Origin of the sequence: Acinetobacter qingfengensis, from assembly GCF_008693185.1 — a bacterium.
GTDB lineage: Bacteria > Pseudomonadota > Gammaproteobacteria > Pseudomonadales > Moraxellaceae > Acinetobacter > Acinetobacter qingfengensis.
The window spans coordinates 145,084-162,410 of sequence record NZ_VXKN01000002.1 but is presented as its reverse complement, the minus strand read 5'-3'; the positions used below and the strand labels follow the sequence as shown (position 1 = coordinate 162,410).

The window sequence follows — 17,327 nt, the reverse complement described above, 5'->3', positions numbered from 1 at the left end:
ATTATCTAAAATTTAGTCAGATAATAAGGTCTTATTTGTAATTAAAAAATTAATTAATGTATATGATTAGATTCATCTGTTTATATGATAAAAAATCATAAATCAGTTATAGAATAATTTTGCTTTAATCAAACTTTTTGTGCTATCAATAGATTTCAATTCAATGTTTCATAAAATTTATTTTTTAGGTAAGTGAGGGAAGTTATGTCATAGGGATATTTTGATTTGATTAATATGAGGAGAGTTGTATGAGTGCAGTATATATTACAACATTTAAATATGATTCAATGGCAAGGCGCTTAAAACTTTTTTATAGTGATGGTCGTGGTGTGCTCTTTTGTTCAGTTCCCGCACTTCTTCATCAGAACTTATTAAAAAGTCAGGATAAAACAGCGTTTGTAAGAAAATATCTTGAATATGATTTACAGTTTAGTCGTATTACTATTTATTAATTTTAGGTGGAATACACAATATTTATAGTTTTTAATCCATTTTAATTCTACCCCTGAATATGAGTTCAGGGGAGCAATTATGGTGTTTAAGTAGACTAATTTAAAGATAATAACTAGTTTTGGTCATGGTCTTGGAAATGGCAGTCATGACCAAGCGAACAGGTAAAGGCAAATCTATACCACCCGCATCCAATGCAGTGTCACGATGATGAAGTTCATCGGTATTCATTTGCTCTAAAATTGCTTTTGAGCGTTGATCCTGCTCAGGTAACTGTGCTAAATGTGACAGTAAGTGTTCACTAACTTGCTTTTCAGTTTCTGCGACAAAACCTAAGCTATATTGGTCGCCGGCAATACCTGCCGCTGCACCCATGGCAAAGGATAAAGAATACCAAACGGGATTAAGTACACTTGGTACACTGTTTAATTCTCTTAGACGATCTTCACACCAAGCAAGATGATCCTGTTCCTCTTCTGCGGCATGTTCCATTTCCAGACGAACACTAGGTAATTTAGCTGTCATGGCTTGTCCGTGATAAAGTGCCTGAGCACAGACCTCACCACTATGATTCACCCGCATCAGGCCAGCAACGTGTCGGGCTTCATTAATACTAAGTTGTGCCGATAAGTCTGCAGCAGGATTATTGCGATGTGCTGCTGTGGCACCGGGCACTAAACTGCGTAATGCCTGATCAAAAGATGCAATCAGCCGATCCATACCTGTCATACGACGCATAATTTATCCCCTGACAATATTTAATGTTGAATGTTGAGCTGCAGCCTAATTTTATAAATCAGAATACCTGTAATTAGGGCACTGAGGATACCGCTAATTATAAATAAATGTAACAGGCTCAGGTGTAAGAAACTTAAAATTACAATAGAGAAAATGGCGGCAGTCACCATAAAAATTGCGTTGTAGATGTTATTGGCAGCAACAATTCTGGCACGATGACTTTCAGGAGATTTTGCTTGCATCATGGCATACAGTGGCACAATATAAAATCCACCGCTGATTCCGAGTAAAACCACTGCGGCAAAAACGTGATAATAACTTAAACCTTGCTGAAAAATATCTGTAATTCCCAAGTAATCCTGTGTATTGGATGCAGGAATCAGGCTTAATGCCCATGAGAGATAAAAGGCAAAAATGGTTAAGCCGATAGCACCAAATGGTACCATTTTAATGTTCACTTGCTCACCACTTAATTTTTTGCAAATTGCTGAACCAATAACAATACCAACTGAAAAAAACGTCAGTACCACACTAGAAACATTTTCATTACCATGCAGATATTGTTCAGTCATTTGCGGTATTTGGGTAATAACGGTTGCGCCATAAAACCAATACCATGAATTTCCCAGTAAAATGAGAAAAATTAAAGGTAAACCATAACTTAGTTTTAAAATTTGCCAGCTTGTAGCAAAAAAATTCCAGTTTACGATAAGCGCTGGATCAGCAATTTTTTGCGGCAAAATTAACCGACTGGACAAATAGCCTAGTATTGCAACAAATATAATAGTTAAACTGATCCACCACATACTTCCGGCAGAAAAAGAAATCACAATACCGCCAATCACCATTCCGAGTAAAATTGCCAAAGATGTCCCTGACTGGAACATGGCATTACCCATCATTAATTCCCGTTCATTTAAGATATCAGGCAAAATCGCATACTTGATTGGACCAAAAAAGGTGGCTTGTGTTCCAGTTAAAAATAGTGCAAATAACAATAACCACAGATGCCCTAAAAAAAATCCCAGTGTTGCGATTAGCATAATACTGATTTCACCAATTTTTAACCAGCGTATCAGTTGCGCACGCTCATAGCGGTCAGCAATTTGTCCAGCAGTTGCTGAAAAAATAAAAAAAGGCAAAATAAATAACAATGCAGCAATATTATTTAAGGTGCTAATACGAATGTCGCCCCGGTCAACCCAGCCATAAGTAAATACCATGAGTAAGGCATATTTATAGATATTGTCATTGAATGCACCAAAAAACTGAGTGGCAAACATGGGTAGGAAACGGCGTGAAGCAAGTAAATGTTGTGTACTCTGGGTCATTTAAACTACTCGTTCTCTGCGGATTAATATATTGCTGTTTAGCAATACAATATTTAATATGAAGATAAATGCAGAAATAACATAAAGATTCTTTACAACATAACGGGAAGTTAGGACAATCACAAGATGGGAAATCTACAGTTTCTTGAGTCAATAATGTTTAACATGAACAATAAACCCTTGCAAAAATCTAATCTGGCCCACGCTATTCAGGAATCACTCTGTCTACATTCTATTCCCAGAACATTAATTTTGGGTTTAAGTTGTGTATGTGCTAATTATGTTTACGCTGATCAGCAAACATCCTCGACAGCAGATACGGTACTGACTACAGTCAATCCATTGGCTCAAGATGACGTTAAGCAAACGACCACCACACAACAAAATACAGCAGATCAAAAGATTCAAAATACAGCAATTGATAATAGTTTAAAAAATTTTCAGTCGGATGCTGTGTATCAATTGAATTCTGCTGATATTCCACAAGTTGATCAATCAATGGTCAATGAAATTTATCAGGTTGCTGAACAAGCTCAACAACAAGCCAAACAGGATTCTGCACAGATTCCAGGGGTGTCACAATTAATTCAGGCACAAAAAGCTGAAAGTAATACAGCAAATGCAGCAATTCAGATGAATGAGCCTGCAAAAAGTGTAGATAGTTATATTAGTGAGCTTTCTCAGGAACAGGTACAACTGCCACAAGTGTTACAAGAGGGAAATGATATTCAAGTCCCTGAATTGGCGGCTGAACAAACAGAGCAAAAACGTGGTTTTTTTTCCAGATTATTTCATCGTGATTCCTCAGACACGGCTACAGTCAAGGCTTTACCAAAAATAAAAGTAACTGTTCGAGGTGCTGTGCCTGAATTGAATAATAATATCGAAGCAAAATTGTCGACTTTTACCGAAGATGCCTTTGAAGATTATAGTGTAGCATTACCACAAATTCGCACCTTGACCACACAAGCCGCAGAAGCGCTGGGCTATTATCATGCTCAGTTTAAATTTACCAAGACATCAGATAATGCACTCACTGTTGATGTGACAGCAAATGAACCAGTTAAAGTAACAGCACAAGATATTGGGTTTTCAGGTGAAGGTGCAGATAAACCGGCATTTATGGCCATTAAACTAGCGCCAGATTTGAATATCGGCGATATTTTTAATCATGGTTTATATGAAACGACCAAAACACGTATTACTTCAGCAGCCAGTGATCAGGGGTATTTTGATAGTTATTGGCGGATGCACGATGTTAAAGTCACATTGAAGGATGAAAATTCAACAGATCCTCAGCAAAAAGATCGTACAGATATTAATTTATCCTATGAAACTGGTGAGCGTTATCAACTGGCTGATGTTGAATTTCGGATGAGTGATCCTAAAAAGCCATTTCCACTTAAAGAATCGGTGTTAAGAAAACTGGTTCCATTTCAGGATGGTACGGATTATGCCAGTTGGCGGATTACTCTACTGAATAATAATTTAATCAATAGCCGATATTTTAATTATGCCAGCGTAGATGTTGTTAAACCTGATGCAATTGATAAACCTTTGGAGCTACCACCAGATGTGAAAACGTTGGTCGAACAGCAACGCCAAAGTAATAGTGAAAATCCACAAAATTTGCAGCCTATTGAACAGCAGGAAAATACTGCACAAACCAAACAACAAGCTGTAGAAGAATCCATGTTTGCCGGTACACAGGAAAATCAGGATCCACAGCAATCTAAACTGGCGGCACAGGCTAGTTCGGAAGAGGATGAAAATGAACGTCTAAAACAGCAGGCACGAATTGACAAAAAAATTCCGGTGATCGTTACTTTAAATGCAGATAAACTGAATAATCTGGAAGCCGGTTTTGGTTATGGGACAGATACAGGGTTCCGTATACGTTCGCAATATCGACGTTCTATTGTCAATGAATCCGGCCATAGTTTTGAATCCAGTCTGGAGCTTTCACAAATTCGTCAAGCGATTGATGCCAGTTATAGTATTCCTTATAAAGATCCACTGAACGACTATTTTAATCTGGTTGGTGGTTATGAGCGTGAAGTTAATGATGATATTGGTCAAGGCGTTGAGCTGGATACCGAATCAGCTGTACTTGGATTTGAGCGTTTGATTAAAAAGTCACTGGGACAGTGGCAACAAAATATGTCGGTACGTTATCGTCTGGATCGCATCACTACAAAAGGTGCTGTTGATTATGACGATATTCCGGATGCATTTAAAGTAATTAGTGATGATCCGGAGCAGGAGTCACTTTTATTTGGATATGAAATTTCCCGTACCGATATGGACAATCGGGTTAATCCCAACCGTGGATTCAGACAATTTTATCGCATTGAAGCCGGTACAAAGAGTTTATTGACAGAAACTGATATGGCCATTCTCAATGCAGGTTGGCGTTTTATTTATTCTCTTGGTGAAAATAATGATCATCAGTTTGTAGGTCGTGCTGATCTAGGCTATATCGTTACAGATGATTTTAATCGGGTTCCTTATAATTTACGTTATTTTGCTGGTGGTGACCAAAGTATTCGTGGATATGACTATAAAAGCTTATCACCTGAAGAAAATGATTTATTAATTGGTGGACAGGCTTTGGCAGTGGGTTCACTGGAATATAACTACCAATTTAAACCAGGCTGGCGAGGTGCAGTATTTGCTGATGTAGGGAATGCCTACGATGCAGATTTTAAAACACCAACCAAATACGGTGTAGGGCTTGGGCTACGCTGGGCATCGCCAGTTGGGCCAATTCGTATTGATGTGGGTGCCGGTATTAGTGAGGATAATATTCCAATTCGTCTGCATGTCTTTATTGGTCCTGCACTATAACAATTGCAAGAAAAAAAATTCTAGGAACACCGATGACTGAACAAGTGCCTGAAAACAATTTACCAGAACAACCACAGCTACGTGCAAAACGTATAATAAAATGGGTGGTTTTTTCACTTTTGGGATTATTATTCTTATTACTTGTGGCACTTGGTTTTCTTGCCAGTTCTGATAAAGGTAGTCGGTGGCTGCTTGAGTTAATCATGAATCGGCAGCAAATTGTGCAGTACCAATATGAAAAAGGAAATTTAATCAATGGATTGAATCTAAAGAATATTGTCGTCAAGGTGAAGAATACCGAGTTAAAAATTGATCAGGCGGAAGTACGTCCTGGTTGGCGGGCAATCATGAGTCGTGAATTACATTTTATGACCATTTCAGCCAATCAGGTAGAAGTGATTGATCGTACACCGCCAAGCAATAAACCTTTTCAGTTCAGTGAATTAAAACTACCATTTACCTTGCGTTTAAATGATGCCAAAGTAAACAAACTAACGATTCAAAATACGACAACTAAAGTTAACTTTTATCATATAGAGCTTCATGATTCGGTTTGGTCAGGAACAAAGATTGATATTGAAAAAGCTGCATTGGCAATGGATTATCTGAATGTTCAAAACGTTCGGGGTTATATCGAGTTTAATAAGAAATATCCATTGGATGTAAAGGCAGATTTAACCATTCCATCACTTCAAGGTTTAAACTTGCAACAAATAAGTGTTGTGGCACGTGGTGATCTGGATACAGTTCGTGCTGGAATTGCATCTGCGACACCGGATATTATTACTGGATATGTCGTTGCACATCCAGTACGTAAAAATGTGCCGATGTCTGGACAATTAAACTGGGAAAAATTTCGCTGGCCTTTTGCAGTAGAGCAACAATTCAATTCAGAACGTGGCAAACTGGCTTTTTCTGGTGATCTGGCTCGTTTAAATTTAAATCTGGATAGTGATCTTGCTGGAAAAAATGTTCCAAAAGGTAATTATCAGGCAGCGATGTTTACAGATTTAAAAAAATTACAGATTGATCAGTTCATTGGCGAAGTCATGAACGGTGAAATTAATCTAGCTGGCGTTGTTGATTGGCAAAAAGGCGTAAACTGGAATATTCAGGGAAATATGCAGGGAATTAGCCCTAAAAACCAAAATATTCCTGAGGTGGTACGAGATTTTCTACCACCAAATATCAATGGTGCGATTGCCTCGAAAGGAACACTGGATAAAAAATCAGAGATTGCTGCCAGTATTGATTTTGATAAGTATGAGAAGTGGCAGATAAACCTGGTCCAAAATAGTAATGATAAAAAACAGCAACCTTGGTTGATAAATGTCGCATGGAATAATTTTGATCGGGAAATTCCGTATGTTGGCTGGTTAAAAAGTCAAAAAGGACAGGTGGATTTGACCCTGTCTGATCGAGGTGATGATATTGTACTGGCAACAGATATTGAAGCACATGAAAAATCATCCCTACCTGCTGGTCACTATGCAGGTGTACTTAATTATGCAAAAAATATTTTAAATATTAAAAGCTTTGCTTATAGTCAGGGTCAAAGTAAACTTCTTGCAAATGCTGTGATTAATTTGCCAACTGAGAAAACGCAATTAAAATGGCAGGCAAATCTCAATACACAGCAATTTAATCCGCAAACGGTTTTATCTGCACTGCCTGTGAATTTATTAAATGGTTCACTTAAAGCCAATGGTTATGCTAATACTAACCAACAAATCATTCGTCTGGAAAATATTAATTTACAGGGACGTTTGGCACAGGAAAGTAATCAGCAAACGATACAGCTTAAAGGACGTTCTACCATTGCTTTGGTGATGGGTGCTGGCCAACAATCTGGATTGCATAGTTACGCTGTGCTTTATAATGGACAACTGGCCGCACAAAATTATACAGAGGGCCCTCTACGCCTAAAATTATCAGGTACGCCTGATGTGCTTAAAATTACCGAGTTTTATCATCAAGGTGCAGCTGGGCAAATTAATGCCAATGGTTTGGTGAATTTGGCAGGTGGATTTAAATGGAATATTCAGGCTGCATTACAACAGTTTAAACCACAATTTTTTGTCTCAGGTTTAAATGGTGAATTAACTGGTGCGATTAATACCACAGGTCAATGGTCAGATCGAACTAAATATTTGTCAGTACAAAACCTTAATTTATATGGTCGCTTAAATAATCAGCCTGTATTGGGGCGAGGTAATTTGGCACTAAGCTTTAATGATGCACATGGCTTTGTTCCACAGCAGTTTGAGGCAAATAATCTTATACTGAGTTATGCTAATAATGTGGTACATGCCACAGGTAATGCGCAGCGCTTACAATTAAATGTTAATGCACCTAATTTAAGTGAAATTTATTCTGGGTTACGTGGCACAATTAAAGGATTTATTTCCTTGCAAAGTCGCCCACAACTCAATGCACAAGCTAATCTGGTTGTGCAAAATCTTGGTTTTACCAATTTACTGAATGTAGAGCGTATGAGTGTAGTCGGAACTCTGCCGACAGGAAATCAACCAACACGGTTATTGTTGCAATTACAAAATGCCCGTAGTGGCGAACGACAGGTACGTCAAGCTAAAATTGATTTGGTCGGTACCCGAGCAGCACATGTGGTGAATATCGAAGGTGAAAACCGCTTAAGTAAATTCTCAGTTCGTCTAGCAGGTGGTTTAAACAGTAACAATGACTGGTATGGACAGATTCAGAATGGTTTATTTAATTCTAAGCGTACGCAATTAAAGCAAAACCAAGCCGCATCATTGATCTATCTTTACAATAAAAGTCAATTGAGTATTACTGCACATTGCTGGATTAGTCAAAATAATACCCAAAACCAAATTTGTTTGGACCAACCTTTGTTGGCATCAAAAGCGCAAGGTGCCATTTCTGTTGCGATAAAAAATATTGAACTTGGTGATTTTCAGGCATTTATGCCATCAGGGTTGGCATTAACAGGAAAAGTGAATGGCTATACACATTTATCATGGTTAAATAATCAGCCAATGCAACTGGATACGCAATTGATTACGCAAAATGGTTCAATTGCATTAAGTAATGATGATGAGGATGCAGAAGATTTAACCCAATCTGACAATACAACAACAGCATTAAAATATAATCAGGTACGCATTATTGCCAAGACTTTGCCACAGGGATTATCTCTAAAAGTGAATGCAGATACACCTTTGCTTGGAACAGGGTATCTCAATGTATTGGTTGGTACGCAAAGTCAGAATAAGTCTTTATCTGGTGATATTGTTCTGGATGAAGTCAAATTAAATATTCTAAAACCTTTTATTTCTGATGTTCGTGTACTGGATGGTAAGTTATCTGCTGCAGGTAAATTGAACGGCACATTGTCAGCCCCATTATTTAATGGCGAGATTCGTCTACGAGATGGACGTTTAGCAATGATCAGTGTGCCTGTAGATTTACGTAATATTCAATTGCAATCAAGTATTCGTGGTAACCAGGCAACACTTTTAGGTGGTTTTAATTCTGGACGTGGTGTGGGTAAAATTACTGGTAATGCAAATTGGTCAGGATCACCTCATATTCAACTTAGTGTTATCGGTCAGGAATTATTGGTTGCACAGCCACCAACAATCAGTGCTTCAGTTTCGCCAAATATAGATATTGATATTCGCCCAAATATTCGTCAATTAACAGTATCGGGTAAAGTGGATGTCCCTCGTGCTGTGATTTCTATGCCTGAAAGTAGTGCTAATGTAGTGAATACTTCGTCAGATGTACGTGTTGTACGTAGCAGTGATGATCAACTTGCATTACTGGCTGCTGCAAGACCATGGAATATTCGTGCAAATATTGCGATTAATTTAGGTAACCAAGTCATTTTCCGTGGTTTTAATAGTGTCATTCCATTGGTTGGACGTCTGAATTTGTCACAACGTGGTACAGAAATTGCCATGCAAGGTACAGGAGCAATTGGTGTAAGTCGTCAGGTTAAAATTGAAGCTTATGGACAGAGTTTGGATCTTAATCGTGCGATTGCACGTTTCAATGGTGAATTATCAAATCCGGCGCTTGATATCGATGCAACTAAAGATGTGGATAACAATACTATTGGTTTACGGATTACAGGTGTAGCAACTCGTCCGAATATCCAGATTTATAATGATGCAGGATTATCTGAACAGGAAGCTTTAAATGCCTTGATTACAGGACGTATCAGTTCGGGTTCAAGCTCTGTCAATAATACTGAAGGTTTTAAATCGGATGTCAATAACACACTGGCAGCAGCAGGTATTTCCATGGGACTTGGAGGGACGCGTGCATTGACCAACCAGATTGGACGTAGTTTTGGTTTAAGTGGTTTGGCACTTGATGCACAAGGTTCGGGTAATGATACTCAGGTAAGTGTTACGGGGTATATTACACCAGATCTATATTTACGTTATGGCGTGGGTATTTTTACTCCAGTGAATAAGTTGACTTTGCGTTATCAAGTAAATCGTCGTTTATATATGGAAGCCAGCTCTTCGGTCGAACGAGCAGTGGATTTATTCTATAATTGGAGGTTTTAAATCAACCATATATAACCAGATATCGAATTTTTGATGTTATGAACTTTTGCCAAAGCTCTTAAATTTTCTCTGTAAAAGAGTAAATTTAAGAAGCTGAATGGCTACGCTGTTTTTTGCAAAATTTTTATTTTAGATAATAATACTTAGCAAATAGTAAGTTAATCAGGATTAAATCACATCTAGCTGAAAATCATCCTGAGTGATTTTAATTTTAATTTTTTTGTATCTACGTTTATTTGGATTCATGGACGAACCGACTACATCTTCATAAAATTTTCGGTCGTTCATAAGTTCCATGTAAGCTTTATAGCCAATTAATAATTTTTCAGGTTCTTTTGTTATCTTGATTTGTTGAATCAATTGATCTAATTGTTCAAGGTACGACATAGGGTTAATGGCTCAAAAATTTTGCATATATTATTGGTTAAGAATATTAAAATGACATGACAAATATAGCAGATTAAACTTTATAAGTAGAAAGTAGGATACTGGTTTCAGTATTGTAGATGCCAATAATCTGTCGAATACGACTTAATGCCTGATCAAATTCTTCCAGATTAGGAGATTTTAATTCAACTAATAAATCCCATTTACCATTTGTGGTATGTAATGCACATACCGCAGAATCCATACGTAAAGATTTGATAACACTTTGGGTTTTTGTTCCTTCAACCATAATATTCATCCATGCACGAATCACATTATGATCAAAATTTGGTCTGATTTTTACAGTATATCCTGTGATGATGCCTTGTTTTTCCATATATTCAATGCGTTTTTGTATGGTTGCTCTCGAAACATGAATTTTTTCTGAGATATCTGTAATGGAGATTCGGGCATTGTCACGTAACAAACTCAGGATTTGATAGTCTGTATCATTCATTTTGAAAACTTTAGCTTAGCAATTTGATAAAAAATAATTCATTTTGATCAATCTATCAACTTTCTATTATCAAAATGTTTTTTAATAATAAGTCTATATCGTGTGGTCAGTACAAATGGATATCACTTTAGTTGGGGAATGAAGATTAGTATGTCAAATGAATTAATAACCCGTCAGGATTTTGAGCAATATATGGTGCCGGTTTTTGCACCAGCACAATTTATTCCTGTTAAAGGCAAAGGTTCAAGACTCTGGGATCAACAAGGACGAGAATATATTGATTTTGCAGGGGGTATTGCTGTTAATGCTTTAGGGCATGCACATCCTGTAGCAGTGAATGCCTTGACGACACAGGCACAGACGCTCTGGCATATTGGTAATGGCTATACCAATGAACCTATTTTAAACCTTGCCAAACAACTGGTGGAAAGCACCTTTGCAGATAAGGCTTTCTTCTGTAATTCCGGAGTAGAAGCCAATGAAGCTGCCTTGAAACTGGCCAGAAAAATTGGTTTAAACAGTGGTGTTGCAGGAAAAAACCAGATAGTCGCCTTTAATAATGCCTTTCATGGCCGAACCCTATTTACTGTATCGGTAGGAGGACAAGCGAAATACTCACAGGATTATGCACCATTACCTTCAGGGATTACCCACGTTGCCTATAACGATCTGGATGCAGCTAAATCTGTAATCAATGAACATACCTGTGCCGTGATTGTTGAACCGATACAGGGAGAGGGGGGCGTGATCCCTGCCAATGTTGAATTTCTACAAGGATTAAGACATCTGTGTGATCAGACAGGCGCAGTATTGATCTTTGATGAAGTTCAGACAGGTGTTGGTCGGACAGGTCGTTTATATGCTTACATGAATACAGGCGTACTTCCAGATATTTTAACCACAGCCAAAGCATTGGGTGGTGGTTTTCCAATAGGAGCCATGCTCACTACGGATGAATATGCCTGCGCATTTTCGGTTGGAGATCATGGGACGACCTATGGTGGTAATGCTCTTGCAGGTGCAGTAGGGAGTGCGGTTTTTTCGCATATCAATACAGCAGCAGTTCTACAAGGTGTTGAGGCTAGATTTGAATACTTTAAAACGGCACTGAATTTACTAAATCAACGGTATCAAATATTTAGTGAAATCCGTGGAGCAGGTTTGTTATTAGGCTGCGTCCTACAGCAATGCTATGCCGGACAGGCAGCTAGGCTAAATAAGTTATCACAACAACATGGTTTGCTGGGGCTGATTGCTGGTGCCAATGTGATTCGCTTTACCCCTTCATTAATCATTCCATTTGCGGATATAGATGAAGGCTTGCAGCGTTTTGAACAGGCGATGGTGCAATTCATCGAGAATCAGGAATAGTTCATCATGATGATTATCCGCTATGTTCAACCTGAAGATAGAGATGGTATTTACCATCTTGCTGAAAAAGCAGGTTATGGCATGACATCACTAAAACCTGATATGGATATGCTGATGGCAAGGATTCAACGCTCTTGTCATACTGTTGATGGGTGTCTGGATAAGGCGGAACAAGGATATTTGTTTGTACTTGAAGATGTTGCCTTGCAAAAGGTGGTTGGGGTTTGTGGTATAGATGTCGCAGTCGGTCTCAATGAACCTTGGTATAACTTCCATGTGGGTACACAGGTACATTCATCAAAAAATCTCAATGTTTATCGTGCCTTTCCAACATTATTTCTTAGTAATGACAATACCAATTGTAGTGAACTATGTTCTTTGTTTTTGGATCCTGAATATCGTAAGGATGCCAATGGTAAATTTTTGTCCAAAATCCGTTTTTTATTTATTGCTGCATTTAGACAATATTTTGAAAAAACCTTAATTGCTGAAATGCGGGGTTATTCCGATGAAAATGGCCGATCTCCTTTCTGGGATGCTGTTGGACATAAATTTTTTAACATAGATTTTGCCCATGCAGATTATTTGAGTGGTCTTGGGCAAAAAGTATTCATTGCCGAACTGATGCCACGTTATCCAATTTACGTGGATATGTTACCAATAAAAGCACAGCAAGTGATTGGCAAAGTACATCCCAAAACTTTACCAGCTTATCGTTTACTGGAAAGTGAAGGGCTATGTTATCAGGGCTATGTCGATATTTTTGATGCTGGTGCAACGTTACAGGCAGATATTGAAAATTTACGGGCAATCAAGGACAGTCAGCTTGTTACGGTAAATATTTGTTCGGATCGTCTCAGCGCACAGGAGCAATCTCCTTATTTGGTATCGAATGATCAGTATGCACATTATCGAGCCATTATCAGTTATCACAAACCGGAATGCGGCATATTGACGATCACTCCAGAGCAGGCTGAACAATTAAATGTACAACAGGATGATCAGGTACGTGTCCTGACCCTGAATATAAAAGGGAAATGATCATGTCAAAAATGAATTTGTTTATAGCTGGACAATGGTTACAGGGTAAAGGTAAATCGTGGAAAAAAACCAATCCTGTTGACCATCAAGTGATCTGGACAGGTCATGCCGCTACAGAAAGCGATGTCGAACAAGCTTGTCTGGCTGCCCGTAAAGCATTTCCTGCATGGGCAAAGATCCCACTACAGCAACGTATAGAGATCATTGACTGTTTTGCCAGCGTATTGGAGCAGAATAAGCAACAACTTGCAGAAGTTATTAGTCTGGAAACCAGTAAACCTTTATGGGAAACACTGACTGAAGTTCAATCCATGATTGCTAAAGTAGCAATTTCAATTCGAGCCTACCATCAGCGTACTGGAGAAAGTAACACAGTAATGATGGATGGTGTTGCAACATTGAGGCATCGTCCACATGGTGTTTTGGCCGTGTTTGGTCCTTATAATTTTCCGGGTCATTTACCGAATGGGCATATTGTGCCTGCCTTGCTCGCAGGCAATACACTGGTTTTTAAACCCAGTGAACTTACTCCGTGGACAGCGGAAGAAACCATTAAATTATGGCAACAGGCAGGATTACCCAATGGTGTTATCAATCTGGTACAGGGGGGGCGGGACACAGGTCAGGCCTTATCCGCAGCGCCACAAATTGATGGACTATTATTTACCGGCAGTGCCAATACAGGTTATCAATTACATCAACAAATGGCCAATGCACCAGAAAAAATTCTTGCTCTTGAGATGGGTGGAAATAATGCCTTAATTATTGATCAGGCTATGGATCTTGATGCTGTGGTACATCTGGCGATTCAATCTGCTTTTTTGTCTGCTGGACAGCGATGTACCTGTGCTAGACGTATTATTGTAAAAAATGGCAGCAATGGCGATGCTTTTATTACCCGATTGGTCGAAGTTGCTGGAAAATTACGCGTTGGAGCATGGAATGCCGAACCACAACCTTTTATGGGGGGAGTGATTTCTGCACAGGCAGCAGATCATATGATGCAGGCACAGGAAAAATTACTGCAATTGGGGGCAAAAGCATTACTGAAAATGACCCGACCACAGGGTGATAGTGCATTGCTCACAGCAGGAATCCTTGATGTTAGTCATCTTTCCGATATTCCTGATGAAGAATACTTTGGCCCATTAACAACCATCTATCGTTATGACAACTTTGATCAGGCGATTGCCATTGCCAATAACACACGGTTTGGTCTGGCGGCCGGACTGGTTTCTCCTCAGCGGGAATTATTTGAACAATTATTACTGGAAGTCCGTGCAGGCATTGTCAACTGGAATAAACCCCTGACAGGTGCATCCAGTGCGGCGCCATTTGGTGGTGTTGGTGCTTCTGGAAATCATCGTGCCAGTGCATTTTATGCCGCAGATTATTGTGCATGGCCAATGGCATCTCTGGAAAGTGAACAGATCACTTTACCCACTCAATTATCACCAGGTATCCAGTTTTAAATTTAATGATTAAGAGAAATGACAATGTCAGGATATGAAATCAATATTGATGGTCTGGTTGGGCCAACACATCATTATGCAGGTTTATCTTTTGGGAATGAGGCTTCAACAAAAAATCGCAGTCATATCTCAAATCCAAAACTGGCTGCCAGACAAGGTTTGGCAAAAATGAAAGCATTGGCAGATCTGGGATTAAAACAGGCAGTATTTGCACCACAGGATCGTCCACACATTGCTACATTACGTCAACTTGGCTTTATAGGATCCGATCATGAAGTGATTACACAAGCCATGAAGACTTCACCACAACTGTTGTCAAACTTAAGTTCTGCTTCCAGTATGTGGACAGCCAATTCATGTACAGTATCACCATCTGCGGACAGTCGGGATGGACGACTACATTTTACCGCAGCCAATTTGAATAATAAGTTTCATCGTTCTATTGAACATACAACCACTAGTCGCATTCTGGCTGCCATGTTTGCTGATCCACAGTATTTTGTACATCATCAGGCGTTACCCTCAGTAAGCATGTTTGGAGATGAAGGGGCTGCAAACCATAATCGTCTGGGAGGGTACTATGATCAGCGCAGTGTACAGATGTTCGTTTATGGACAACAGTATCTAGGAACCAGACAAGCACCTAAAAAATATCCAGCCAGACAAACACTGGAAGCTAGTCATGCCATTGCCCGCCTACATGGTCTGGATGAAAAATATACTGTTTTTATTCAACAAAATCCTGATGTCATAGATCAGGGGGTATTTCATAATGACGTAATTGCAGTAAGTAATCAGCAAGTTTTGTTTCATCATCAACATGCTTTTTTAGACCAACAACAGGCATTGCAACAATTACGTGAAAAAATGCTACTACTCAATGAAGATTTAATTGCGATTGAAGTTCCTGCAAATCGTGTCAGTGTTCAGGATGCAGTACAGACTTATCTATTTAATAGTCAGATACTTACACGATCCAATGGCAAAATGACCATTGTTGTACCGGAAGAAGCCCGTAATCATAGCGCAGTATGGTCATACCTGAATGACATGATCAGCATGGGTTATCCAATTGATGAGATCAAAGTCTTTGATTTACGTGAAAGTATGCAAAATGGGGGGGGGCCAGCCTGTTTACGTCTTAGAGTTGCAGTTAATCAACAAGAATTACAGGCTATGAATCCAGCAATATTGTTAACTGATACACTTTTTCATATTTTGAATCAATGGGTTGATCAATATTATCGGGATAGATTATCGCAACAGGATTTAGCAGATCCACAATTATTATTGGAAAGTCGAACAGCGCTGGATGAATTAACCAAAATTTTGAATCTGGGTTCTGTATACCAGTTTCAACAGTAAATTGATGGATCAACAGATAATGAATTTATTACAGTTAACCCTGAGCAATCAGATTCCATTGCAACGAGAAGGTACAATACATGATTTTAAATGGCAATGGCTGGCGGAAGGCATTTTACAATGTATGCCAAAGCAGAACTATACCCGATCCATTGTGTTATCCGCAGGTATTCATGGCAATGAAACTGCGCCAATCGAGATTTTAAATCAGATTTGCCTTGATCTTTTTCAGGGGAAATTAAAATTAAAACAAAGAGTTCTATTTATTCTTGGTAACCCTCTAGCTATTCAGAATGGGGTTCGCTATGTAGAAAATGACTTGAATAGAATGTTTGGTGATCATTACAGAACATTACGATCAGATCAGGAAACTCAGCGAGCAGAATTACTGGAAAAGCTTGTAACCACATTCTTTCAGACTGATGAGCATAAAAGTCAGCGTTACCATTATGATTTACACACGGCAATCCGTACCTCATTATTACCAACTTTTGCTTTGCTGCCGTATCAACAGCATCCATACGATGAAGATTTACTACAAAGTTTGAATGCAGCCGATTTAGATGCACTGGTTTATCACAATGAAACTGGTAAAACTTTTACCCATTTTAGCAGTGAAAAATTTCAGGCTGCCAGTGCAACATTGGAATTAGGAAAAGCCAAACCCTTTGGTAAAAATGATTTATCACAATTTTCTGCAATTCATCGGGTTTTAAATGGCTTACTGACACAACAAGAGCTTCCCACTCGAAGTAAAGATGCTATTAGTATTTTTAAAGTGGTAAAATCAATTATAAAAAAATCCAGCGATTTTAAATTAAATCTACATGAAAATGCACCAAACTTTAGCCACTTCCCTGCATATACAGTCATTGCAATACAGGATAAAGCAGAGGATCTATTAAACCATTCTGTGTGGATTTTATTTCCAAATAAAGATGTAAAAATAGGATTGAGGGCTGGATTATTATTGATTAAAGATTAATTTTTTGGATATTTATTAAAATAAAATAGTTCCTTAATATTTCAAATGTAAGGTGTACTATTTTATATTATTATTAAGCCTGAGATAAAAATTTGGCTATTTTTTGTTTTATTTAAATTATTAATATTTATAAAAAATATTTTTTAATGCACAATTTTGGTGCTATGTACATCTTTTTATTTTGGCATTATTTTTGGGATATATAATTATCTTTATTTGATTAATTTAATTTGAGATAAATAATATGTTTTTTTGATTGTATTTTATAAATTGTGAATTAAAAAT

At 38.3% G+C, this 17,327-nt stretch carries 12 protein-coding genes; 8 read left to right on the top strand and 4 right to left on the bottom strand.

Features of this window, described 5'->3' with window-relative positions; all coding sequences use genetic code 11:
- The first annotated feature begins 248 nt into the window (after positions 1–248).
- Positions 249–452 carry a KTSC domain-containing protein gene (locus tag F4V57_RS03280; protein ID WP_070069704.1) on the top strand — a complete coding sequence of 68 codons (204 nt, stop codon included), beginning with the start codon at positions 249–251 and terminating at the stop codon, positions 450–452.
- A gap of 100 nt (positions 453–552) precedes the next feature.
- Here the strand turns inward: F4V57_RS03280 and coq7 are convergent, their stop codons facing one another.
- Entirely contained in the window at positions 553–1,188 is a 636-nt protein-coding gene (gene coq7, locus F4V57_RS03275; protein WP_070069703.1) for a 2-polyprenyl-3-methyl-6-methoxy-1,4-benzoquinone monooxygenase, read from the bottom strand.
- 20 nt (positions 1,189–1,208) lie between these two features.
- Positions 1,209–2,519: an MFS transporter gene (locus tag F4V57_RS03270; protein ID WP_070069702.1), complete on the bottom strand. Its 1,311-nt coding sequence runs from the start codon at positions 2,517–2,519 to the stop codon at positions 1,209–1,211.
- 165 nt (positions 2,520–2,684) lie between these two features.
- Between F4V57_RS03270 and F4V57_RS03265 the strand changes: the two genes are divergently transcribed.
- On the top strand, positions 2,685–5,366 hold the full coding sequence (locus tag F4V57_RS03265; RefSeq protein WP_070069723.1) for a BamA/TamA family outer membrane protein: 2,682 nt from the start codon (positions 2,685–2,687) through the stop codon (positions 5,364–5,366).
- 32 nt (positions 5,367–5,398) lie between these two features.
- Positions 5,399–9,925, top strand: coding sequence for a translocation/assembly module TamB domain-containing protein (locus tag F4V57_RS03260; protein ID WP_070069701.1), 4,527 nt, complete (start codon positions 5,399–5,401; stop codon positions 9,923–9,925).
- A gap of 168 nt (positions 9,926–10,093) precedes the next feature.
- Here F4V57_RS03260 and F4V57_RS03255 read toward each other — a convergent pair whose 3' ends face one another.
- Positions 10,094–10,312, bottom strand: coding sequence for a hypothetical protein (locus F4V57_RS03255; RefSeq protein ID WP_070069700.1), 219 nt, complete (start codon positions 10,310–10,312; stop codon positions 10,094–10,096).
- 73 nt (positions 10,313–10,385) lie between these two features.
- The gene (locus F4V57_RS03250) at positions 10,386–10,808 is read right to left on the bottom strand and encodes an Lrp/AsnC family transcriptional regulator (RefSeq protein ID WP_070069699.1); all 423 of its coding nucleotides are present in this window, start codon (positions 10,806–10,808) and stop codon (positions 10,386–10,388) included.
- Between the two features lie 150 nt (positions 10,809–10,958).
- Here F4V57_RS03250 and F4V57_RS03245 point away from each other — a divergent pair, with 150 nt between their 5' ends.
- The 5 genes from F4V57_RS03245 to astE are packed head-to-tail and all read left to right on the top strand — an operon-like array spanning position 10,959 to position 17,042.
- Complete coding sequence (locus tag F4V57_RS03245) at positions 10,959–12,179, top strand: bifunctional succinylornithine transaminase/acetylornithine transaminase (RefSeq protein WP_070069698.1); 1,221 nt, start codon at positions 10,959–10,961, stop codon at positions 12,177–12,179.
- 6 nt (positions 12,180–12,185) lie between these two features.
- Positions 12,186–13,220 (top strand): arginine N-succinyltransferase, encoded by a 1,035-nt coding sequence (gene astA, locus F4V57_RS03240; protein ID WP_070069697.1) that lies wholly within the window; start codon positions 12,186–12,188, stop codon positions 13,218–13,220.
- An 11-nt stretch (positions 13,221–13,231) separates the two neighbouring features.
- Positions 13,232–14,692 carry a succinylglutamate-semialdehyde dehydrogenase gene (gene astD / locus F4V57_RS03235; protein ID WP_406564520.1) on the top strand — a complete coding sequence of 487 codons (1,461 nt, stop codon included), beginning with the start codon at positions 13,232–13,234 and terminating at the stop codon, positions 14,690–14,692.
- A gap of 24 nt (positions 14,693–14,716) precedes the next feature.
- Positions 14,717–16,057 (top strand): N-succinylarginine dihydrolase, encoded by a 1,341-nt coding sequence (gene astB, locus F4V57_RS03230; protein WP_070069722.1) that lies wholly within the window; start codon positions 14,717–14,719, stop codon positions 16,055–16,057.
- Positions 16,058–16,073: 16 nt separating this feature from the next.
- Positions 16,074–17,042 (top strand): succinylglutamate desuccinylase, encoded by a 969-nt coding sequence (gene astE, locus F4V57_RS03225; protein WP_070069721.1) that lies wholly within the window; start codon positions 16,074–16,076, stop codon positions 17,040–17,042.
- Positions 17,043–17,327 lie beyond the last annotated feature (285 nt).

Coding starts and splice junctions, on each gene's coding strand:
- F4V57_RS03280 (WP_070069704.1), top strand. CDS start 249: ATGAGTGCAGTATATATTACAACATTTAAATATGATTCAATGGCAAGG.
- coq7 (WP_070069703.1), bottom strand. CDS start 1,188: ATGCGTCGTATGACAGGTATGGATCGGCTGATTGCATCTTTTGATCAG.
- F4V57_RS03270 (WP_070069702.1), bottom strand. CDS start 2,519: ATGACCCAGAGTACACAACATTTACTTGCTTCACGCCGTTTCCTACCC.
- F4V57_RS03265 (WP_070069723.1), top strand. CDS start 2,685: ATGAACAATAAACCCTTGCAAAAATCTAATCTGGCCCACGCTATTCAG.
- F4V57_RS03260 (WP_070069701.1), top strand. CDS start 5,399: ATGACTGAACAAGTGCCTGAAAACAATTTACCAGAACAACCACAGCTA.
- F4V57_RS03255 (WP_070069700.1), bottom strand. CDS start 10,312: ATGTCGTACCTTGAACAATTAGATCAATTGATTCAACAAATCAAGATA.
- F4V57_RS03250 (WP_070069699.1), bottom strand. CDS start 10,808: ATGAATGATACAGACTATCAAATCCTGAGTTTGTTACGTGACAATGCC.
- F4V57_RS03245 (WP_070069698.1), top strand. CDS start 10,959: ATGTCAAATGAATTAATAACCCGTCAGGATTTTGAGCAATATATGGTG.
- astA (WP_070069697.1), top strand. CDS start 12,186: ATGATGATTATCCGCTATGTTCAACCTGAAGATAGAGATGGTATTTAC.
- astD (WP_406564520.1), top strand. CDS start 13,232: ATGAATTTGTTTATAGCTGGACAATGGTTACAGGGTAAAGGTAAATCG.
- astB (WP_070069722.1), top strand. CDS start 14,717: ATGTCAGGATATGAAATCAATATTGATGGTCTGGTTGGGCCAACACAT.